This window comes from Halococcus agarilyticus (assembly GCF_000334895.1).
In the GTDB taxonomy this organism is placed as follows: Archaea; Halobacteriota; Halobacteria; order Halobacteriales; family Halococcaceae; genus Halococcus; species Halococcus agarilyticus.
In genome coordinates this window covers 38964-58827 of sequence record NZ_BAFM01000016.1, presented here as the reverse complement: position 1 = coordinate 58827, position 19864 = coordinate 38964, and the positions used below count along the sequence as shown (strand labels likewise).

The following is a 19864-nucleotide window of genomic DNA, read 5'->3' as shown; positions in this document are numbered from 1 at the left end:
CATCACGTCGTTCCGTCGGTTCCACCGCTGTACGATCGGATTCCGGCGATCGCGTCTCGACTGACGAACTGATTCCGAACGCACAACGGAGCGTTCGTCGAGGCCGATCGTCGCTAATGAGCGGCTGGACTCTCGACGAAATCCGGTTTCTCGTCGTAGTCGCGGTCGGCCACCACCATGTCCCGGTAGCTCTCGATGATGTCCATGAACTCCTCGGTCTCCTGCTCGGGCACGCCCACTTGGTTGAGGCTGTGCTCGATCGCCGTATACACCATGTCGAACTCGCGTTCGGTGACGTCGAGGTGTTCGTGTGCCTCCTCCATATTGCGGCCTCCATAGACCTCCGGTCCACCGGTCGCTTCGATCGACCACGCCGTCACGAGGTACTTGAACCCGGCCGTCTGACCCTCTTCGTGGAACTCCCGCACCGCAGGGTTCTCATTGAGAGCGTCGTTGTGATACAGGCGGTCGACTAGATCGTCCACCGCCCCGGCAATGCCGTAGGCACCTCCGAGTCGTTCATACAGCGATTCTCCCTCACCCGCCTCCGTCGTCTCCGGTTTGGTCTCCCCCGTTTCTGGTTCGGACACGACCTCGGTTCGGATCAGTTCATAATAATCATTCTGCGTGTTTGTTCCGTCGACGCACTACCGTGGTTGAGTCTCTCTACCAACAAATGGAACCGATTGCCGATACGTCCGTCGGGAGCAACGGCCGGAGGCACTACCTACCATCGTCGGCCGTTTCACTGCTGGGTAGCAGACACGTCCACGCCGCTCTCGAAGCCGCACGACGGGCTACTCGGTGGCGACGATCTCGAACGCGCGCTCGCCCATGTCGTCCTCCTCGAAGACGAACACTCGGCCGCGGGCGGTCTCGGGATCGGCGTCGACGATCGTCCGATAGCCCGTCTCGCGCACCGCCACGCCGGGGAACAGCGTGGTTTCCTCGCCCTGGTCGACGAGCACTCGACCGACGCCGGTGTCCTCGATGATCGAGTCGGCGGTCGTCCGGTCGTTGACGTACACGAGGACGCCCTCGGTTTCGGTGGGGTCGGTGACGAGGACGTGGACTTCCTTGCCCGGCGCGGTCGTGAGTTCGCCGGTGACTTTCTCGGGAACCCCCCCGTAAAACACCTCGCGGCCGTCGGTGTACTCGACCGCGATGCCCGCCTCGGTGAGGTCCACCGGCAGGGTGTCGGGCGAGAACTCGCTTCGCTGGCTCATGCGGACGATATCGCCGCCACCAGCAAAAGCGGCGTGCTCGCGCGCCGATCGGCAGCGGTAAGTGTGATTGTCCGAGAACCCCACTCATGCAGGGACGCGCGAGCGCGCCGGCGGCGGGCACAGTGATCAACGCGCTCGCCACCGGCCGGGGCGCGGCGTTCGCTATCGACCGCGAGACGACCGCGACGGTCGAACTCCACGACGAGGGGGGCGTCACCGGCGAGATCGATGGCGCACCCGACGCCGACACCCGACTGATCGAACGGTGTGTCGAACTCGTCGTCGCGGAGTACGGCGATGGCGGGGGTGCACGGGTGACAACCGAGAGCGAGATCCCGATGGCTGCCGGGCTGAAGAGTTCGAGCGCTGCCGCGAACGCCGCCGTGCTCGCGACGCTCGACGCGCTTGGCGTGGCGATCGACGACGACGGGCGCACAGCCGACGGGCGTGAGGCGGTAGTGTCACGCGAGGCGGCCGCCAGGCTCGGCGTGCGCGCCGCCCGCGAGGTCGGGGTCACGGTAACAGGAGCGTTCGACGACGCCAGCGCGAGCATGCTCGGCGGCGTCACCGTCACCGACAACACGAGCGACGAACTCCTCGCACGTGAGACGGTCGAGTGGACGGTTGCGGTCTGGACGCCCGACGAGCGCGCGTTCAGCGCCGACGCCGACACCGCGCGGTGCGAGCGGGTCGCGCCCGTCGTGAGGGTGGCCACCGATCTCGCGCTCGCGAGCGAGTACGAGCGTGCTATGTCCATCAATGGTCTCGCGTTCTGTGCAGCGCTCGACTTCCCGACCGAGCCGGCGATCGCGGCGCTCGCGGACGTCGAAGGCGTCTCGCTTTCGGGGACTGGCCCGAGCTACGTCGCGGTCGGCGAGCGATCCGGCATCGAGAAGGTACAAGAGGCGTGGGACGAGTACGAGGGACACACATGGCTGACGACGACGAGGGCCGACGGCGCACGGACGAGATGAGTCTCGACGAACTCCGCGGGGAGATCGAGACCATCGACCGCGAGCTGGTCGAGCTCATCGCGCGGCGCACTTATGTGGCCGAGACGGTCGCCGACGTCAAGCGCGAACGCGACCTCCCGACGACCGACGAGCGCCAGGAGGAACGGGTGATGCAGCGTGCCGGTGAGAACGCCAGGCGCTTCGGCGTCGACGACAACCTCGTGAAGGCGACCTTCCGGCTGTTGATCGAGCTCAACAAGGTCGAACAGCGCGACAACCGATGACGCCGACCACCGTCCGTCACAGCAGCGATCGGCGGCGTCGCGGGAGTCCTTCACCGAGGGCGGATTCGACTCCCACGGAGTAGCCGCGAGTGAGAAGTCAGATCCGCAGATGTGCGGGCGGATCGACGACCTCGAGCTGTTCGAGCAGACCGAGCCGATCCTCTTCGAGCCAGATCTCCGCGATCTCGTCGCCGTCGATCCGGTCGGTGGCCATCCCGGTTCACTCGGCCGTGTGGCCCGTCGGCTCGGTCTCCCGATACTCGCCATGTGGGTCCCGCTGACCGTGTATCGGACGGCGACCGTATCGTCTTCTGCGATCACGACGTCGGTCGTCCCCGAGTAGTCCGGGAACGTCTCGAAGTGTGCGTCGAGGTACGCGAGGATCTCCTCGTGGCCGTGTGCTCGTGCTCGACGACGTCCTCCGCGAGGAGCTCCGAAAGCGCGTCCTCGTCCCGTTCGTTGAACGCGTTCAGATAACGTCGGATGAGCTCGGTGTTCGTTTCTGTCGTTGACATTGTCACGCCTCCGTTGCGCTCCGTTCGACGCCACCGCCCGCTGGCCTCGTCGGGAACGCGTTCGTACCGACGGTAGCTATCACAGTAGTCGTTACCGTGGACCACCATTCCATCGAACCGTCGTTTCCAATGAGGGTCACGACGCTTCGCCGTAGCCCGGAAACACACGTCCCGGCTGAGCGTCGGTCGTCGAGAGGTGCGGGGACGTCTCCATGCTCGCCTGGCGTGGAGACCGACGCACCCCGTTCCCAGGAGGCCGATCTGCTTCAGGCAACATGGCCTGCCGAGCCAAAAAACACTTACAGGATCGGCGAGTGCCCGAACGACACTGCCATGTTACGGAGAGTCACAGATCTGGGACGGCTTCTCCTCATGTGGGTGGCCGGGTTCGTCCTGACCGGCGAACTGCGTCACGGAGCGACCGAACGATCGCTCCGCGGATTGGATCCACGGACGGTTCTGGTGCGCCTGTGCTGTATCGTGATCGTCGGCGTTTCGGTCACGTGGTTCGTGACGGTCGTCCCGCGGTTCCTCCGAAACCAGCTACTGTTTTTCGTGATCGGCTTGCTCGCCGCGAGACTCGCCTTCTGGCTCGGCTACGTCGTCCTTTCCCGGTCGATAGTGGCGTACACGCACTGGAGGAACACTCGCGGGGAATCGTCCGATTCGTTCACGAGCATCTCGGAGATCTCTCGGCGGCTGCACTGACTCGCGTCGAGCGTGCTGCCGAACCGTTCGCACTTTCGGTAGTGTCTCACTCGCCGTACGCTTCGCACACCCTATCGAGCGTGTCGTGGTGTTCGGTGGTGTGGGGCGCGGTCAGCGGCGAGACACTCACCCGACCCTCGACCACCGCGCGGCGATCGGTGCCCTCCGGGTCGGGCACGTCCCCTTCGTCCATCCGTTGCCAGATGTGGTCGCTGAGGGTGATGGTCGACCCGTCGCGGACGGCGTCCATCTCGTAGACCGTCGAGGGATGGGTGGTCTCCATCGCGGCGCGGTCGCCGGTCGAGCGTGCGGGGATCGGCGCGTTCACGTTGAGGTAGTCGGCGTGCTCGAACACGCCGTCGCCGGCGGCGTTGTCGACGAGGTGGGTCGTCGCGCGGACTGCCTCGTCGTACTCGGCCTCGCGGGCGGCGTACTCCCGGAAGTCGATGTCGCCGCCGGGGATGTAGAGCGAGACGGCGATCGCGGGCACGTCGAAGAAGGTGGCCTCGACCGCGGCGCTGACAGTCCCGGAACGGCCGAGAACGTACTCGCCGAGATTCGCGCCCTGGTTGCAGCCCGAGACCACGAGATCGACATCGGGACAGAGCGAGCCAACCCCCACTACGACGCAGTCGGCGGGCGTTCCGTCGACCGCGTAACCCAGTTCGTGTTCCTCGACGGTGACCCGGTTCGAGAGCGTGCGCCCGACCGCGCTCTGATCGTCGGCGGGCGCGACGACCGTGACCTCACAGGTTTCGTCGAGGGCGTCGTAGAGCACCCGGAAACCCGTGCTCTCGATCCCATCGTCGTTCGTCAGGAGGACGTGCATGCGCCGCATCCGGGCGGGGGTCGCAAAAGCGCACCGCTGAATCGTCCTCCGCAGCTACACCGACGAACGACCGCTCACAGCCCGCGAATCGCGTCGACGATCCGGTCGCGGTGGCTCGACTCGTCGACATCGAGCGCGATCTGCGCGGTCGGGAGGTCGTCGGACGCTCCCTCGACGTCGGGGGCGATCGCCCCGCGAAAGTCGCCGTCGCCGGTGCCGACCGCGACCGGAACCTCCCGATAGTCGAGCACGTCGTCGAGCAGGTCGACGATCACCGTCGCGTCGTGGATCGCCTGGTCGCCGGCGAGCGCACCGTCGCGGATCGCGTCGATCTCACTGTACCCGAGCCACGCGGCGAGCGTGCGCTGGGGTTCGTCTTCCACCGCGAGTTCCTCGATCGTCGTCGCCGGGACCGTGGCTGCCTCCGTGACGTCGAGGCCGACCACCTTGGGCGTCGCGCCGCGGACCACCCGAGAGACGGCTTCGGGATCGACGTAGAAGTTGAACTCCGCCGCCGGGGTCACGTTGCCGGGACACAGCGCCGCGCCGCCCATCAGGTAGATATCGTCGACGGTCGCGGGGAGGTCCTCGTCGATCGCGAGCGCGGTCGCGAGGTTGGTCTGGGGGCCGATCGCGACGATCGAGAGGTCGTCGCCGTACTCACCTACCTGATCGCGGATGAACTCGACGCCGTGCTGGCTCACGGGCTCGCTCGTCGGTTCGGGTGGATCGCCCCTGATCCCGCCCGGCCCGTGGATCTCTTCTGCGGTTTCGAGGTCGCGACACAGCGGGCCGGCACACCCCCGCGCCACGGGCACGTCGGTCCGGTCGAACAGTTCGAGGATCGAGAGCGCGTTGTGGGTGGTGTTCCCGACGGCGGTGTTGCCGGCGACGGTGCTCACGCCGACGACCTCGATCTCGTCGCTCGCGAGCGCGATCGCGAGCGCGACGGCGTCGTCGCAGCCGGGATCGGTGTCGAAGAGGACCTTCCGGGTCATGCCCCGCTCTCGTGGACCATCGGGTAAATACTGTAGGGCAATCGTCCGGACCGTTTGCGGGCGACCAGTGCCGACCCCGACCCACCGACGACGCCACGGATCGTGCACGGATGTGTGAAACGGTGTCGGGATTTTTTGTGTCCGACACTCGCAATGAACTCGCGATGGGGCTTCTCCAACGACTCAAACAGATGGTGGCCGGCCCGGAACCGGGTGTCGTGCTGGAATGCGCGTCGTGCGGCGAGCGGACGGACGAGGCTCGCGCGGAGTGTCCGAACTGCGGCTCCGAGGAACTCGTCGAAAAGGAGGGGTTCCGGACGCGCCCGGAGTGATCGGCCACGGATCGCCCGTCCCGAAACGCCGCCGAACGGTGCTCACGAACGGACGGGAATCCGATCGACGACCGTCTCGCCGTCGACCACGAGGTTGTAGGCGTCCTCGTCGTCGTTCCAGAGCAAGAGACCGTTCTCGAACCGGAGGAGTGCGCCGTACTCCGCCGCGAGCAGGTCACGGTTGAGCGACGACTCGCGCACGCAGACTGCATAGTGATCGATTCGCTCGCTGCCGTCGCTGATCTTGAACAGGGGGTTGTCGCCCGCCGCGAGCGAGTGGCTGAGCTTCGCGGCCACGAGGTCGACCCGCTCGGAAACGTGACGTTCGGCATCCGCCATCTTCGCCGTGCGGCCGGCGTCGGGCGTGAACTCGATCCGTCGCCGGCCGTCGGCCCGGAGTATCGTGTGGGAGAACTGGACGTCGACGTTCACGAACTCGCCTGGTTCGGCGTCGGGACCGCTGGTTGCCTCGTCTCGCGGGTCGCTCCGCTCCCCGCTCATCCGTTCCGGGGTGCTTCGCACCCCGCTGTCCAGCCGCTGCTGAAACGGCGGCACGGCGAGATCGGATTTCACGTCGAACGACCAGCCACGGTCGGTGGGCGCGTGGCCCGGCCACAGCCGCACCGTCGGCGCGTAGATCGACGCTGGCCCCTCGTCGGCCACGCTTCGCTCGATCTCCCGCAGACCGATCGACGTCTCGCGGTCGGCGGGGGCGAGCGCGACCAGCGAGCCGTCGGCCGCGAGCGCATCGAGCGCGCGCTCGACGATTTCGGTCGGTTCGTCGAGCTCGCTCAGGACGTTCGCCGCCAGCACGAGATCGTACTCGTCGTCGAACGCGAACCCCTCGATCGGGGTGCGGTGGATCGTCGGACGGAAGTTCTTCCCCGTCCCGTTGAGCAGCGCGTCGAGCACGTCGGCAGCGGGACTCGGCTCGACAGCATGATACTCCACGAGGGCGTCGTCGGGAAGGAGATCAGCGAGGCCGAGGGCGGGGCCACCGACGCCAGCGCCCACGTCGAGAACGCGCAGCCGGCGGGACAGCAGCCCGTCGGCGGCGAGGTCGGCGAGCACGTACTGGATCGCGGCGTAGTAGTCCGGAAGGTGGTAGATCGCGTACGCGAGTGCCGTCTCGGCGTCGTACTCTACCGGTGCGCCCGCGAAGTACGACTCCTTGAACGTCCGGATGCGCTCGCGGAGATCGTCGCCAGATCCACCATCGGGCCATCCCGGCCCGTACCGCTCGACCAGCATGTCTTCGAGTCGCCTGGCGTGGGACTCGGGAAAGCGCTCGACGCCGTCGAAGTCGAGAGCAATCGGCTCCTCGGAGACCGGAACGAAGGTCCCATCCGAGCGCTCGACGAGTCCGAGATCGACCGCCGACTCGCGGAGTACGGTCCGAACGACGGCGGGGTGGGGCTGGCCGTCGACATACTCGTGGATCTCCTCGGGATCGATTGGGCGGACCTCGCGGAGGTACTTCGCGTTCGAGCGGATCGCCTCGCGCTGCTCGTCGTTCATCGCTCGACCCCACGGCCGCCGGCCGGGTCGTCGTTCGGTTCGTCGTCCGACCTCCCAGCGCGGGCGTCGCGTGCCGCTCGATAGAGCCGCTTGAACTCCTCGCCGTCGGCATCGGCGATCCGTTCGGCCGCAGCGGCGACCGCCTCCGCACCGTCGAACGCGGCCTGGACCTCGCTGTAGACGTGTGGCGACCCCGAAAGAACCTGCTCCGCGAGGTCCGTGAGCGGGCCGGAGATCGGGGTGTGGAACTCCTCGCGAACGTCCTCGGCGGCGAGCGCGTAGGCGAGCACCGCGGCGTGGGTGCGGGCTTGCACTGTGGCCATCGCCTCGTCGTGCTCGTCCGGGGTGGTTTCGAAGAGATCGTTTTCGGCCCCGAGTGCCGCCCGGATCTCGTCGGTGGTCGGACCAGGCGCGTCGGCAACCACGGCGACGGTGCCTGGCGAATTCTCGGGCGCGAACAAGGGATGTAGGCTCACCCGCTCGCGATCGGGGGCGTGCTCGGCCATTGCTGTCACGGGATCAGCCATCACTCCCGTGACGTCGAGCATCGCGCGATCGCCTTTCTGGGCGTGCGTGGCGATACTTTCCTCGATCGCCGAGATCGGGACCGCGAGACAGACCGCATCGAAGTGCTCGTCAGTGTCGAGCGGGACTGCCCGGCCGCCGATCGCGTCGGCGGCGGCCGTCGCGGCGTCGTGATCGGCGTCGGCGAAGGCGACGTCGCTGTCCGCCGTCCGCTCCGTGGCGACGGTCTCGGCGAACCACCGACCCATCGTTCCCGCGCCGACGACGAGGAGTTTCATTGCTCGCCATTCCCCGGCGGGCGGCAAAAGCCTGTCCGACCGCTATCCGAGCCGCTCGCGCAGCACCGACTCGATCGTGTCGGGCTCCTGGATGAGCGTGACCGAGCAGCGAAACGGGATCGGCCACGGCAGTCCCCGGCGGATCGTCAGCGCCCGATCGGAGCGTGCGACCGTCCGGAGCTGTGCGGCGGGCACGAACTGCTTGTTGATCGTCTTCGCTCGCTGGGTGACGAGGCCGCTTTCGAGCAACGTGTAGTGTCGATCACGCCCTACGACGAACGCGTGGGCGAGCAGTATCCCGCCGACGCTCCCGGCCATCGTCGTGAAAAGCGTCGGCAGATGGAACTCGATGGCGAATCCGAGCCCGCCGACCACGAACACGATACCGCCGACGAGCGACGCAACCCGAACCATCCACACGTACCTCCTGTCCGGCGGGGCCGTCCACTCGGCGAGAACGTGACCGTGTTCGTGCATCCGTACGGCGTACCCTCGGATCGCCGTGATGTGGACGATCATCCCAGCAACGATGAGGAGAACGATACTCCAGAGCCCATCGGTAGTGACGGTCACTGAAACGATATCGGCCGAGTCCGCAACGAGGTTGAACGCCACCAGAGCCACCGAAACGACCGCGACCAGGGTGTGGAGTCGGCGCTGTACGAACCACGAAACGAGATTCGATCGGCTCGCTGCGAAAACCGTCACGACGAGCGAAACGGCGACGCCGGTGCCGACGATCAGCCAGTCGAAGAGCGTCGATCCGGTGAGCGCCGCCGCAGCGACGAGTGCGATCGTCCCCCCGTAGAGACCGAGCGCGAGATCGAACCAGACGAACGACGGACGTCGCATTGTTTCTGTCCCGTCAGCACATATGAAAAAGAATTCCGGTCGGCGGACTGCCTCGGACTACTCGATCCGGAGCGCCTTCGGGTAGTCGGTCAGGTTCTCGTAGCCGTCCTCCGTGACGACCACGAAGTCCTCGATCCGCACGCCGCCGACGTCGGGATCGTAGAGCCCCGGTTCGATCGTGACGACGTTGCCGGGTTCGAGTTCGCCGCCCTCGAAGCTCAGGCTCGGCAGCTCGTGGACCGCGAGCCCCACGCCGTGGCCCGTGCCGTGGATGAACCCCGTCTCGGTCTCTGGGTCGTCTCGGAGGGTTGGCTCGCCGGCATCCTCGTAGACGTCACAGACCATATCGTGAACCTCGGCTCCGGTCGCACCCGGTTCGACGGCGTCGAGCGCCGCCTCGAAGGCCTCGTGGGTCAGATCGTACCACTCTTCGATCGCGTCGCTCGGTTCACCCTTCACGAACGTCCGGGTCATGTCGGCGTGGTAGCCCGTCTCGTTGTCCCGCGGGAAGATGTCGACGATGACCGCCTCGCCGGGCGCGATCGGGCCGCTGCCGCGGTCGTGGGGATCGGCGGCGTCCGCGCCGCTCGCGACGATGGTCTCCGAGAGCGCACAGCCCTCGTGGAGGAGCGTGGTCTCGATCTCGGTCTTGATGCGCTCGGCGGTGAGCGTCTCGCCGTCGTGGACGAGTCGGTCGCCGTCGATCGTGGCCTCGCGCAGGAGGTCCTCGGCGGCGGCCATCGCGTGCTCGTTGGCGCGCTGGGCCGTCCGGACGTGCTCGATCTCCTCGTCGGTCTTGACGGCCCGGATGTCGGTGAGGACGCCCGCGCCGTCGTCCTCGCTGGTCACCGCGACATCGCGCTCGCGGAGGTCGTCGGCGACCCCGACCGGGAAGCGCGGCGGGACGAGCACCGACGAAACGTCGTGATCGTCGAGGAACGCCGCGAGCACCTCGCCGGCGGCCTCGCGACTGCCCGCGCCCTCGGTGTAATCGCTGTGGCGCGCGACGGTGTCGGCCCGGCTCGCGGTCGTCGCGCGGCCGTATTCGAGCGCCGAGACCAGGAGGTGCGTGTCGCCGTCGTAGAGGGTCACGAAGGGGTCGGGCGCGTCGAATCCCGAGAGGTAGCGCTGGTCCGGCACGTCGGAGTCGGCGTCGAGGAGGTAGCCGTCGACGCCGGCCTCGTCGAGCGCTTCGTCGAGCGCGGAGAGGTCTGGGTCCATGTCCGGACGTGACTTCGGGCGGTGAAAACCCTGCCGGGAACACGACACGGTCAGCGAGAACGTCTATCGGGATCGCCGCAGTTGTCGGAATCACCATGGTTGTCGTGGTTGGCAGTCGGAGATGGAAATGTGGGGGTTAGGCAGTTTTCGGCTGTTCCAGCATCCCGAATTGCGACTCATTGAAATTGACGTGTAAGAAACAGAGCGTGTACCCCGCACCTACACAATTGTTTCTTGGTTTTCAAAATCTATTTACTGACGGATCTCGACGATTGCATCGGATGACAACTTATGCTCAGGTGTGTGAAAATGGACACATTCTCAACACGAGTCCAAACCCGGAATACATCAGGGATGACGATTTTTGTCAAGACTGCGGAGCGGAGGGTCTTATCGAATGTTCAGAGTGTGATAGTCAGAAAATAATCGCGTCACAGCAAAATGTAACAACCGAAGAAGTCACCCGCAACGATCTAGATTTGTTCTGTCGCAGTTGTGGTGCTGCTTTTCCTTGGGTAGGTAGTGACGGGATGATGATACGAGAAGGTGTTTTTATCGATGATGATTACACCAACGGTCCGTTTGATCGCCAGACAATTGAAGAAATCAATCGCTGTTACCGGGTTGGAGCCAATAGCGCAGTTTTGGTCTTATATCGGAAATTATTGGAAAACGTTATTATTGAGATACTCAGAGGACACTACGGAACGGATAGTATTGAGAAATTTTACAATGAAGATCACAGCCAATTCCATCGATTTTCAGTCCTCATCTCGGAGTTCGATGATAGTAGAGTAGATCTAGGCCAGTATTCTGGAAGTTTAACCAATGCGCTCATTCAAGACATATGGGATTTCAAAGGTAATGGGGACGCAATGGCACACTCAATAGAACACGAAATGCAGGATGAAGAATTAGAAGAAATGTCCTCGGAAGCTACTCATGTCGCCAATGTCCTGCTTCAAACGAGAAACGAAGTACAGCGCACTAATTAGCCGGTACGAATAGTTCCAGAGGATAATATGCGGTTGCGAATTCTATATTCCTCTATTGCCGATACGCGCCCTGTATATTGTACAACGTTTCTGACAACCACTGAAGAGCACACAGAGCAGAGTATGAATTCTGTTGCCAATCCCTATACCACCCCCGTCCGTGCGGGCGATCATGGACGCCGAAATCCGCGAATCCACGGTCGGGGGACGGGTCGACGCGCCGCCGTCGAAGAGCTACACCCACCGGGCGATCCTCGCCGCGGGCTACGCCGACGGGGAGACCGTGGTCGAACGCCCGCTCGTGAGCGCCGACACTCGGGCCACGATGCGCGCCGTCGATGCCTACGGCGGGGCGGTCGAAGAAACCGACGACGAACTCTCGATCCAGGGGTTCGGCGGCGTCCCCGAAACGCCTGCGGACGTGATCGACTGCGCCAACAGCGGCACGACGATCCGGCTCGTGACCGCGGCCGCGGCGCTCGGCGACGGCCTCACCGTGCTCACCGGCGACGAATCGTTGCGCTCGCGCCCGCACGGCCCGCTCCTCTCGGCGATCGAGGATCTCGGGGGTCGGGCCGAGAGCACGCGCGCGAACGGCCAGGCACCGCTCGTCGTCGGCGGGCCGATCGAGGGCGGGACGGTCGCGATGCCTGGCGACGTCTCATCGCAGTTCGTGACCGCGCTCCTGATGACCGGCGCACACACGGAAGGAGGGATCGAGATCGACCTCGAAACCGAACTCAAGTCCGCGCCCTACGTCGCAATCACCCGTGAGGTACTCGCCGACTTCGGCGTCGACACCCGGTCGTCGGACGCAGGATTTGCGGTCGCTGGCGGCCAGTCCTACGCGGCGGCGGACGGTCGGTATCGCGTGCCTGGCGACTTCTCCTCGATGTCGTACCTGCTCGCGGCGGGCGCGCTCGCGGCCGACGACGGACTCGAAGTTCACGGCGCGTACCCGAGCGCTCAGGGCGACGCCGCGATCGTCGAGATCCTCGATCGGATGGGCGCTGCCGTGGGGTGGAATCGCGAGGCGGGCGTCATCACGGTCGAGCGATCCGAACTCTCGGGCGTCGAGGTCGACGTGGGCGACACGCCCGACCTCCTCCCGACGCTCGCGGTGCTCGGGGCCGCGGCCGACGGCGAGACGCGTCTCGTGAACGCCGAGCACGTCCGGTACAAGGAGACCGATCGGGTGAGCGCGATGGCCGAGGAGTTGGAGGAGATGGGCGCGCGGGTCGAAGAGACGCCTGGCTCGCTCACCGTCCACGGCGGCGACACCGATCTCCGAGGGGCGCACGTCGACGGCCGCGGCGACCACCGGATCGTGATGGCGCTCGCGGTCGCCGGGCTGATCGCCGACGGCACGACGACCGTCGCGGGCGCGGAGCACGTCGACGTCTCCTTCCCCGACTTTTTCGAGGTGCTGGCGGGCCTGGGAGCGGACGTGCAGACCACGGGGTGAGCAGTGAGGGCGGACGGCAGCGTCACCTGTCCGATCGGTGTCTTCTTTGTCCACCGAGGTGATGCCGACTTGTGCTCCGAACCGATCTCGCCGCCACCCTCCGCGAGGACGAACTCGCGCCGGGCCTCGTTCGTCCCGCGTGGGAGGACTACTGCTTCGGCAACGTCGGCGACACCGTGCTGTCGCTGTTCGGCGACGACGCGAGGCGGCCGCTCCCCGAGGACGTGTTCGACGGCGTCGACACCGACGCGGTGGAGCACGTCGTCGTCGCGCTGGTCGACGGGTTCGGCTGGAACCACTTCCGGCGCGTCCGGTCCGATCACCCGTTCCTCGACACGCTCGCCGAGCGGGCGACGGTCACGCCGCTGACGAGCATCTACCCCTCGGAGACGGCGGCGGCGATCACCGCGCACAACACCGCGACCCAGCCCTGCGAGCACGGTGTGCTCGGCTGGTGGGCGTATCTCGATGAACTCGGGACGACGATGCAGACGCTTCCGTTCGCCGACGCGGACGACGACCCGATCGCACAACGCCACGACACCGACGCGTCGGTGCTGGTCGACGAGCGACCGGTGTACGACCGGCTGTCCGGCGATTCGGTGGTCGTCGCGCCGGCGGGCCAGGTGGACTCGTCGTACTCCCGCCAGGCGACCCGCGGCGCGCGCCACCGCGACTACCGCAACGTCGCCCAGGGTGCCTACCGTGTCCGCGAGGAACTCGAAGCGGCGACCGAGCCGACGTACTGCTATCTCTACATGCCGAGCGTCGACTCGCTGGCCCACCACGCCGGCGTCGGCCATCCCGAGACCGACGCCCAGCTCGGCTCCGTTCTCGATGCACTGGAACGAGAGGTGGTCGAGCTGCTCGATCCGGCCGTGGCCGAGCAGACGCTGCTCGTCGTGACCGCCGACCACGGCGAGGTCGACGCGACGCCCGAGACGACCGTCGATCTTCGAGACGTCGCCCTCGACGAACACCTCCGCCGGGACGCGAACGGCGATCCGCTGCGACCGCTCGGCGGGCCCCGCAACCTCCAGTTCCACGCCCGCGAGGGCCACCGCGACGCGCTCGTCGAGGCGATCGAATCGGGTCTCGACCCGCTGGACCCGGTGGTGATGACCCGTGAGGAACTTCTCGAGGCGGACCTGTTCGGTGACCGCGAGCCGAGCGACCGGTTCGAGCGGCGGTGTCCGGACGTGCTCGCAGTCCCGCGCGACGGGTTCGCCGACGTGACCGACGAGGCGCTGTCCTACGTCGGCATGCACGGCGGGATGCACCCCGACGAGATGCTCGTGCCGTTCGCGGCCGCCACGGTCGATTCGTTGCAGGACTGAACCCCCGGTGGCGCGCGGCTGCGCCGAGCGGGACGGCGTCGCCGTCCCGCTGGCCGTGCGAACGGGCGCTCTGCGCCCGTGAGCAGACGCCGCTTGTCGGCGCGCAACTCCCGTGCGAGGGATGACTGAGCGAGCGACCACCGGGAGTGAGCGAAGGAATCGGTTGGGGAGGTGTGTGGGCGGTGCGGTAGGTGCGGCCCTTGGTGGACTCGAAGGGCGAGACCGGAGGACGAAGCACCGAGAAGCAAGCACCGCAGCCGAGCGAACAGAGTGAGCGAGGCGAGGAGCGCAGCGAGCGGCGCGAGTCGTCCGGTTGAGGGCTTCGGGGGTAGTGTTCGTCGTCGCAAAACCGAGAGCGAGAGGTTCGCGGTTGTTCGTCCGGTTCTGTCCTCGTCGCAAAACACCGTTGGGATTGCAACCTTCAAATCCCTGCGCGCCAACCCCGACCCATGAACGGCAACGAGTTCGGGCGGCTCTTTCGGGTCACCACCTTCGGCGAAAGCCACGGTGAGGCGATGGGGGTCACGGTGTCGGGCTGTCCGGCAGGATTGGAACTCGACGAGGAGACGGTGCAGGCCGAGCTCGACCGACGGAAACCGGGCCAGTCACAGATCACGACCAGCCGGGGCGAGCCCGATGCCGTCTCCATCAAATCCGGTCTTCAGGACGGCTACACCACCGGGACGCCCATCGGCATGGTGATCCAGAACAAGGACGCGCGCTCGGGGAAGTACGAGCCGTTCATCACCGCCCCCCGCCCCTCTCACGGCGACTTCACCTACTCGGCGAAGTTCGGCACCAGAAACTGGGGCGGCGGCGGGCGCTCCTCCGCCCGCGAGACCGCGAACTGGGTCGCCGCCGGCGCGATCGCAAAACAGATCCTCGCGAGCGAGGGAATCGAGATCAGAGCGCACGTCAACGGGATCGGCGAGATCGAGGCTCCCGACGTGAGTTTCGAGGAGATGGGCGAGCACGTCGAAGAGAACGAGGTCCGGTGTGCCCACCCCGAGACCGCCGAACGGATGCGCGAGAAGATCGACGAGTACCAGGAAGCGGGCGACTCGATCGGCGGCTCGATCGCCTTCGAGATCCGCGGCGCGCCCCGAGGCTTGGGCGCACCCCGGTTCGACTCCGTGCCGGCGCGGCTCGGCCAGGCGATGCTGAGCGTGCCAGCCGCCACGAGCTTCGAATTCGGCTTGGGGAAGGAGGCCCGTCGGTATCGGGGCAGCGAGCGCAACGAGGACTGGAAATTCGACGAGAACGGTGATCCCGTCCCCGTGGGCAACGACCACGGTGGTCTCCAGGGCGGGATCACGACCGGCCAGGCCATCCGTGGCGAGGTGATCCTCCACGCGCCGACGTCGATCCCGAAAGAGCAGACCACCGTCGACTGGGAGACCGGCGAGGAGAAGACCGCCCAGGTCATCGGCCGGCACGATCCCGTCCTCCCGCCGCGGGGCGTCCCCGTGGTCGAGGCGATGTGCGCGCTCACGATGGTGGACTTCATGCTCCTTGGGGGACGGATCAACCCCGATCGGCTCGACGGAAACGTGGGGGAGTACGACACCGACTACCACCCGAGCAGTCCGGAGAACGATCCCGCGGACGCGCCGACGAGCGCGGAGTCGACCGACGAGTAGCGGTCCCCTGAAAACGAAGATCGCGGATCACGAGGACGGTATCTCATGTTCTTCCCGCTTAGCTTGTCTATCTGACGTGGGGCTGAGCCGGAAAATGGACCGCGACTGCCGGTGCAAACGAGAAACCGCACCTTCCGCCACCGCACCGCGATCGCCACACGCCTCCCCAACCGATTCACTCCGCTCGCGCTGCTCACGGGTCGCTTTCGCTCCCCGTTCGCTTGGCGGCCCTCACTACGCTCGCGCCGCCCACTGCTCGCTCCGTTCATCCCTCGCGCGGGTCGCGCACTTCGTGCGCTCCCGCGCGCCAACCGCCCCGACGGTGGACGCTCAACCGACACCAGCGGATACTGCACCTCGCGCGAGCGTGCCGAACTCGGTGGCTGCGAGCGAAACGCCATCGAAAACAGCTACCGACCACGCCTTCCCGCGTACGGACGACTTCCCGTTCGTCGCCACCTCACTCCGCGATCGTGAGCACGCCGTTGTTGGCCGTGACCTCGTTCGCCTCGCTCGGGAGGCCGAACTCGAACTGCTCGCCGCCGGCGATCACGATCGCCGTGTCGTCGAGAACGTCGACGGCGAGATCGCCGTGAGCGGCCCCGAAGTCCACGGCGATGCGGCTCCCATCGGCGTGTTCGTACTCGGTGACCACGGCGGCCTGGCGGTCGACGGATCGCAGCGCCTGGGGTGTCCTCACGCTCGTCGCTTGGTGCTCGCCACTCGTAAGCAGCCTGCCCGCAGATGCCGGGGCGAGTGCGCCCGTTCTGTCGGGCGGTTCTACCAGTACGGGTTCGAAAGCCACCGCCGCGAGCGGCTCCCGAGCGCGCTCGCGGCCACGACGTACAGGAGGGCGAGCGCCACGACGAGCACGGTCGCGAGCCGGAGCGAGGAGAGGGCGAGCGTCGTGAGCGCACCCACCCCCACGAGCAGCGTCGCGGCGAGCACGAGGGCGGCGACGAGTCCTGAAGCGCGCATTGTGGATACTGTCGGGGGCGATCAGGCAACCGGTTCGTGTTCGCGTTCCGGCTCCGGCTCGCAGGCGTGTTCGATCGACTCGACGAGGGCCGCGAGTTCGTCGACCGAGGTGCCGTGGGCGATGTCGCCCGAGCGGTCGTTCCAGTCGACCACACCGGCCGAATCGAGCTTCGGGAGGTGGTTCTGGAGCAGGGAGACGTAGACGGTCTTTCGCTGTTCGGCCGAGACTGCCGTCGGCGCGATGTCGTTCTCCTCGCCCGCGATCGTTCGCGCGAGCTCGCCCATTCGGACGCTCTCATCGGCGTCGAGCGCCGCGACGTGACGGATGACCGCCCGCCGGCGGGCGTTGCTGATCAGCTCGCAGACGGTCTCGGTCGAGAGCGGGATCGACCCGGCGGGGCCGTCGGTCCCGTCGGCGGCGTCGAGTCCCGAGAGGAGCCACTGGGGGACGCCCCACGACGAACCGGCCGCGTTGTCGGAGACCATTGTGTTCACGCGATTCGACACGGCCATCGCTGATAAGCGTCGCGGTCCGTCGAAAACCGCCGTCGTTCGTGCCGACAACGCCCGGAACGCGTCGCCGGTCAACGGGTCGAGCACGATCGGCGCGCCGTCGTCGCCACCGACCCGCGCCGTTGAAGGGGCCACGCCGCCGATAGCGACGCATGCCCACCGCTGCCGTCCTCTGTGATCCGCCGCGCGAAGGGGTCGTGCTGGCCGACCTCGCGGCAACGACCCCGCTCTCGACGGCCGACGTCGCCGATCTCTACGCCGCGATGTGCGCCGACGTGCTCCGGGCGGTCGAGGCCAGCGCGAGCGACCTGCTCGTCAACTACCGGCCCGACGAGGCCCTGCCAGACGAGGCAGACGAGCGAGACAAACCGGACGAACCGACCGACGGGGACGGTCGGAACGAGCAGGACGCCGAGAGCGCGGTGCGGGCACTCGCGGACGCGGCGCTCGACGATCCTGGGGCGGCCCGCTACGAGGTCCAGGTCGGTTCGACGTTCGCGGCCCGCATGGGAAACACCGTGACCCACCTGCTCGACACCGAGGACGAGACTTCGGTGGCGGTGGTCGAACCCACTGCCCCGTTCCTCGCGCGCGGCGATCTCGACGGGATGGCGATGAAGCTCCGCCGGAGCGACGTCGTGCTCGGGCCGACCTCGGGCGGCCGGGTCCACTACGCCGGGTTCGCCTCGTCCGTGGACTTCGAAGAGGCCGACGCACCGCCCGCGATCGGGACGCTGACAGATCGCGCACACGACGCGGGTCACGACGTCGATTTCGGTCCGATGCACCCGATCGTGGAGACGCGTGAGGACCTGATCGGCGCGCTCTCGTTGATCCGGGCGCGCCGGCGCGCCGGTCGCGAGGTGCCGACGCGAACCGCCGCGTGTCTCGACGATCTCGGGGTGGAACTCATCAAGAGCAGGGATGGCCTGAATTTGACGCTCGGATAAGCGAAAACGCTACACCACCGTAGGAGAATAATTGGCCGAGATGACAAAGAATGATGACTCAGCGTATCAATTGCGCGAATTCATTTATCTCGACGATGAAAGCATCAATGGACATCTTTCGTCACTAGGAGTTGGATTACAGACGAGTAGAACGAAAACAGCCGAAGATGAGAATGAGTCAGAAAGTCACTTCTCAGCCACGATTCCGACTCCTTGGACGAACATAGGAGGCGGTGGCCGGCATCGAAGTACGGATCGTGAAGGGACTGAACAGCAGATAGATATTACTGTTCCCTATCGTTTTCAGGAATTGCTTAGACAGATTGACGGGATTAGCGAAATAAAAGATCCCGACATAGAAGATGTGGAACGCGGTGACGTCATAGAGATCAGCGGAACTGTTAAGCCAATGTCCTTGTTCAGGTTGGAACTGGCTGCGGGTGCTATAAATACACTTACTGAAGAATCGAAAAAAGCCGGAGAAGTGATAACTGATGATAATTCAGGAGAAGAAAACGTGTCGGAGGAAGAGATTGATGCCTCGGAAGCATTCATAGAAATGTCTGAGAATGTGATTGGAAATAGAGTGCCAGTAAGATTGGATACCGACAGAGGCCACTCCTACGCAACAGTATTGAAACGCAACTATCTACGGGTGCCAACAAAACATGCGTTCGCGCAAGCGCGCGAATACACACTCTTCGGCCGTGTAGAAGAAAAAATCGAGCGCGGGAAGAAGTGGCACCCAGTCGATATGATGAGATTAACAGGCGAATTCGCACATGATGCTGAAGAGGGTATAGACGATTTCAACAAAGGTCTGCAAGAAGCAGCAAAAGGGATGGATGTGATTTTGCAAGAGGAGGATCTGACTCTGATGGGGCCTGCAAACGTGATATATCCAATCGGCTTATTCTGGTGAAATTAGGGAAAATACACTATTTAGTTAGCAGTATTTTATAGCCCCGACTCGGAAATCGGCCGGGTTTATGTAGCTGAATTGGTAGAAGATGAACCGACAGCAATTAGATGCGCAGACCAGTAGATCAAGACGCGGTGGGGTGGCAGAGTGGACTATCGCGCCTGTCTTGAAAACAGGTGGCCTATGGCCTCATGGGTTCGAATCCCATCCCCACCGATTGCTTGCGAACACACCTGCGAGCGCCCTGTGCGCGAGCAACCGCGTGAGCAAGCAATCGAGACACGTTGGGATTCGAAGTAGACCAGTCGCAGCCCGCACAGCGAACGAAGTGAGCGAGCAGGAACGTCTGGCCGTGGTTCGAATCCCATCCCCAGTTTGCTTGCGAGCCTCTTCACCTCTGATGGAAAATTTTACAATTGTCAACCTCGACACGATTTGGTATGGATCGCGGGCCAGGCTCGCTACTTCTCGTCCTCAAGATCACCGTCTACGCGGTGACAATGATTATCGGTTCAACCGTTTTGATTGCCGACCCGACGGCCAAAGCTCGCTTTCTCCCTGTCGTAGCTGGAATCGCCGTTCTCCTCCACGCGGTCCATCGCGGGAATCTCCGGCCTGCCGAGTACAGCATTCTCGGGCTGTACGGCACGGTTCTAGGCGTCGTCGTGGTCACAGTCGCTACGACGACGAGTGCAGTAGAGGTTCCGAACGTGGTGACGGCGGACACGGCCGTATCCTGCTCCTGAGTAGTGTACTCCTCGCCGTTTACATCGGGCAGACGGTGTGGTCGAGCAGCACTACCAGGCTTTCGTACTGAAGACGGCT

General features: G+C 65.3%; 22 protein-coding genes, 1 tRNA gene and 1 pseudogene. 12 read left to right on the top strand and 12 right to left on the bottom strand.

Annotated elements, in window-relative coordinates; genetic code table 11:
- Window positions 1-113: 113 nt before the first annotated feature.
- Window positions 114-590, bottom strand: a complete 477-nt coding sequence (locus TX76_RS13170; RefSeq protein ID WP_049902979.1) for a group I truncated hemoglobin — start codon at window positions 588-590, stop codon at window positions 114-116.
- A 207-nt stretch (window positions 591-797) separates the two neighbouring features.
- On the bottom strand, window positions 798-1226 hold the full coding sequence (locus TX76_RS13165) for a DUF5796 family protein (RefSeq protein ID WP_049902978.1): 429 nt from the start codon (window positions 1224-1226) through the stop codon (window positions 798-800).
- Window positions 1227-1312: 86 nt separating this feature from the next.
- Between TX76_RS13165 and TX76_RS13160 the strand changes: the two genes are divergently transcribed.
- Both TX76_RS13160 and TX76_RS13155 read left to right on the top strand, forming a co-directional pair.
- Window positions 1313-2200: a shikimate kinase gene (locus tag TX76_RS13160; RefSeq protein WP_049902976.1), complete on the top strand. Its 888-nt coding sequence runs from the start codon at window positions 1313-1315 to the stop codon at window positions 2198-2200.
- On the top strand, window positions 2158-2463 hold the full coding sequence (locus tag TX76_RS13155; protein WP_049902974.1) for a chorismate mutase: 306 nt from the start codon (window positions 2158-2160) through the stop codon (window positions 2461-2463). Before TX76_RS13160 ends, TX76_RS13155 begins: the two co-directional genes overlap by 43 nt.
- A gap of 306 nt (window positions 2464-2769) precedes the next feature.
- On the opposite strand, the pseudogene TX76_RS18360 reads toward TX76_RS13155, so the two are convergent.
- A pseudogene (locus tag TX76_RS18360) lies at window positions 2770-3012 on the bottom strand (hypothetical protein); the annotation flags it as partial.
- A 191-nt stretch (window positions 3013-3203) separates the two neighbouring features.
- Here TX76_RS18360 and TX76_RS13145 point away from each other — a divergent pair.
- Complete coding sequence (locus TX76_RS13145; RefSeq protein WP_154019076.1) at window positions 3204-3686, top strand: hypothetical protein; 483 nt, start codon at window positions 3204-3206, stop codon at window positions 3684-3686.
- Window positions 3687-3732: 46 nt separating this feature from the next.
- On the opposite strand, the gene surE is transcribed toward TX76_RS13145, so the two are convergent.
- Both surE and TX76_RS13135 read right to left on the bottom strand, forming a co-directional pair.
- The gene (gene surE, locus TX76_RS13140) at window positions 3733-4515 is read right to left on the bottom strand and encodes a 5'/3'-nucleotidase SurE (protein WP_049902970.1); all 783 of its coding nucleotides are present in this window, start codon (window positions 4513-4515) and stop codon (window positions 3733-3735) included.
- A gap of 74 nt (window positions 4516-4589) precedes the next feature.
- Window positions 4590-5513 (bottom strand): nucleoside hydrolase, encoded by a 924-nt coding sequence (locus TX76_RS13135; protein WP_049902968.1) that lies wholly within the window; start codon window positions 5511-5513, stop codon window positions 4590-4592.
- A 164-nt stretch (window positions 5514-5677) separates the two neighbouring features.
- Between TX76_RS13135 and TX76_RS17655 the strand changes: the two genes are divergently transcribed.
- On the top strand, window positions 5678-5845 hold the full coding sequence (locus tag TX76_RS17655) for a hypothetical protein (RefSeq protein ID WP_154019075.1): 168 nt from the start codon (window positions 5678-5680) through the stop codon (window positions 5843-5845).
- A 42-nt stretch (window positions 5846-5887) separates the two neighbouring features.
- On the opposite strand, the gene TX76_RS13130 is transcribed toward TX76_RS17655, so the two are convergent.
- The 4 genes from TX76_RS13130 to TX76_RS13115 are packed head-to-tail and all read right to left on the bottom strand — an operon-like array spanning window position 5888 to window position 10239.
- Window positions 5888-7363: a small ribosomal subunit Rsm22 family protein gene (locus TX76_RS13130; RefSeq protein ID WP_049902966.1), complete on the bottom strand. Its 1476-nt coding sequence runs from the start codon at window positions 7361-7363 to the stop codon at window positions 5888-5890.
- Window positions 7360-8166: a prephenate dehydrogenase/arogenate dehydrogenase family protein gene (locus tag TX76_RS13125; protein ID WP_049902965.1), complete on the bottom strand. Its 807-nt coding sequence runs from the start codon at window positions 8164-8166 to the stop codon at window positions 7360-7362. Before TX76_RS13125 ends, TX76_RS13130 begins: the two co-directional genes overlap by 4 nt.
- 42 nt (window positions 8167-8208) lie before the next feature.
- Window positions 8209-9018 (bottom strand): hypothetical protein, encoded by an 810-nt coding sequence (locus TX76_RS13120; RefSeq protein ID WP_049902964.1) that lies wholly within the window; start codon window positions 9016-9018, stop codon window positions 8209-8211.
- A 57-nt stretch (window positions 9019-9075) separates the two neighbouring features.
- Complete coding sequence (locus tag TX76_RS13115) at window positions 9076-10239, bottom strand: M24 family metallopeptidase (protein ID WP_049902963.1); 1164 nt, start codon at window positions 10237-10239, stop codon at window positions 9076-9078.
- Window positions 10240-10520: 281 nt separating this feature from the next.
- Here TX76_RS13115 and TX76_RS17175 point away from each other — a divergent pair, with 281 nt between their 5' ends.
- The 4 genes from TX76_RS17175 (at window position 10521) to aroC (ending at window position 15676) form a co-directional block, all read left to right on the top strand.
- Window positions 10521-11234, top strand: coding sequence for a DUF2321 domain-containing protein (locus tag TX76_RS17175; protein ID WP_079890835.1), 714 nt, complete (start codon window positions 10521-10523; stop codon window positions 11232-11234).
- Between the two features lie 172 nt (window positions 11235-11406).
- Window positions 11407-12699, top strand: coding sequence for a 3-phosphoshikimate 1-carboxyvinyltransferase (aroA, locus tag TX76_RS13110; RefSeq protein WP_049902961.1), 1293 nt, complete (start codon window positions 11407-11409; stop codon window positions 12697-12699).
- 71 nt (window positions 12700-12770) lie between these two features.
- Window positions 12771-14036, top strand: a complete 1266-nt coding sequence (locus TX76_RS13105) for an alkaline phosphatase family protein (protein ID WP_049902960.1) — start codon at window positions 12771-12773, stop codon at window positions 14034-14036.
- 449 nt (window positions 14037-14485) lie between these two features.
- Window positions 14486-15676, top strand: coding sequence for a chorismate synthase (aroC, locus tag TX76_RS13100; RefSeq protein WP_049902958.1), 1191 nt, complete (start codon window positions 14486-14488; stop codon window positions 15674-15676).
- A gap of 460 nt (window positions 15677-16136) precedes the next feature.
- Here the strand turns inward: aroC and TX76_RS13095 are convergent, their stop codons facing one another.
- The 3 genes from TX76_RS13095 to TX76_RS13085 form a co-directional block, all read right to left on the bottom strand.
- A complete protein-coding gene (locus TX76_RS13095; RefSeq protein ID WP_394295440.1) occupies window positions 16137-16331 on the bottom strand; it encodes a DUF7127 family protein in 195 nt (64 codons plus the stop codon).
- 125 nt (window positions 16332-16456) lie between these two features.
- The gene (locus TX76_RS13090; RefSeq protein ID WP_049902956.1) at window positions 16457-16654 is read right to left on the bottom strand and encodes a hypothetical protein; all 198 of its coding nucleotides are present in this window, start codon (window positions 16652-16654) and stop codon (window positions 16457-16459) included.
- A 21-nt stretch (window positions 16655-16675) separates the two neighbouring features.
- Window positions 16676-17140 carry a DUF7344 domain-containing protein gene (locus TX76_RS13085; protein WP_049903006.1) on the bottom strand — a complete coding sequence of 155 codons (465 nt, stop codon included), beginning with the start codon at window positions 17138-17140 and terminating at the stop codon, window positions 16676-16678.
- A 179-nt stretch (window positions 17141-17319) separates the two neighbouring features.
- Here TX76_RS13085 and TX76_RS13080 point away from each other — a divergent pair, with 179 nt between their 5' ends.
- From TX76_RS13080 to TX76_RS13070, 4 genes are all read left to right on the top strand, one after another.
- Entirely contained in the window at window positions 17320-18117 is a 798-nt protein-coding gene (locus tag TX76_RS13080) for a hypothetical protein (protein WP_049902955.1), read from the top strand.
- Window positions 18118-18157: 40 nt separating this feature from the next.
- Window positions 18158-19039, top strand: coding sequence for a DUF6414 family protein (locus tag TX76_RS17650; RefSeq protein ID WP_154019074.1), 882 nt, complete (start codon window positions 18158-18160; stop codon window positions 19037-19039).
- Between the two features lie 133 nt (window positions 19040-19172).
- Window positions 19173-19255, top strand: a tRNA-Ser gene (locus TX76_RS13075).
- A 224-nt stretch (window positions 19256-19479) separates the two neighbouring features.
- Window positions 19480-19785, top strand: a complete 306-nt coding sequence (locus tag TX76_RS13070; protein WP_049902954.1) for a hypothetical protein — start codon at window positions 19480-19482, stop codon at window positions 19783-19785.
- The last annotated feature ends 79 nt before the right edge of the window (window positions 19786-19864 follow it).

Coding starts and splice junctions, on each gene's coding strand:
- TX76_RS13070 (WP_049902954.1), top strand. CDS start 19,480: ATGGATCGCGGGCCAGGCTCGCTACTTCTCGTCCTCAAGATCACCGTC.
- TX76_RS13090 (WP_049902956.1), bottom strand. CDS start 16,654: ATGCGCGCTTCAGGACTCGTCGCCGCCCTCGTGCTCGCCGCGACGCTG.
- TX76_RS17650 (WP_154019074.1), top strand. CDS start 18,158: ATGACAAAGAATGATGACTCAGCGTATCAATTGCGCGAATTCATTTAT.
- aroA (WP_049902961.1), top strand. CDS start 11,407: ATGGACGCCGAAATCCGCGAATCCACGGTCGGGGGACGGGTCGACGCG.
- TX76_RS13155 (WP_049902974.1), top strand. CDS start 2,158: ATGGCTGACGACGACGAGGGCCGACGGCGCACGGACGAGATGAGTCTC.
- TX76_RS13085 (WP_049903006.1), bottom strand. CDS start 17,140: ATGGTCTCCGACAACGCGGCCGGTTCGTCGTGGGGCGTCCCCCAGTGG.
- surE (WP_049902970.1), bottom strand. CDS start 4,515: ATGCACGTCCTCCTGACGAACGACGATGGGATCGAGAGCACGGGTTTC.
- TX76_RS13165 (WP_049902978.1), bottom strand. CDS start 1,226: ATGAGCCAGCGAAGCGAGTTCTCGCCCGACACCCTGCCGGTGGACCTC.
- TX76_RS17175 (WP_079890835.1), top strand. CDS start 10,521: ATGACAACTTATGCTCAGGTGTGTGAAAATGGACACATTCTCAACACG.
- TX76_RS13120 (WP_049902964.1), bottom strand. CDS start 9,018: ATGCGACGTCCGTCGTTCGTCTGGTTCGATCTCGCGCTCGGTCTCTAC.
- TX76_RS13160 (WP_049902976.1), top strand. CDS start 1,313: ATGCAGGGACGCGCGAGCGCGCCGGCGGCGGGCACAGTGATCAACGCG.
- aroC (WP_049902958.1), top strand. CDS start 14,486: ATGAACGGCAACGAGTTCGGGCGGCTCTTTCGGGTCACCACCTTCGGC.
- TX76_RS13135 (WP_049902968.1), bottom strand. CDS start 5,513: ATGACCCGGAAGGTCCTCTTCGACACCGATCCCGGCTGCGACGACGCC.
- TX76_RS13115 (WP_049902963.1), bottom strand. CDS start 10,239: ATGGACCCAGACCTCTCCGCGCTCGACGAAGCGCTCGACGAGGCCGGC.
- TX76_RS13125 (WP_049902965.1), bottom strand. CDS start 8,166: ATGAAACTCCTCGTCGTCGGCGCGGGAACGATGGGTCGGTGGTTCGCC.
- TX76_RS17655 (WP_154019075.1), top strand. CDS start 5,678: ATGGGGCTTCTCCAACGACTCAAACAGATGGTGGCCGGCCCGGAACCG.
- TX76_RS13130 (WP_049902966.1), bottom strand. CDS start 7,363: ATGAACGACGAGCAGCGCGAGGCGATCCGCTCGAACGCGAAGTACCTC.
- TX76_RS13080 (WP_049902955.1), top strand. CDS start 17,320: ATGCCCACCGCTGCCGTCCTCTGTGATCCGCCGCGCGAAGGGGTCGTG.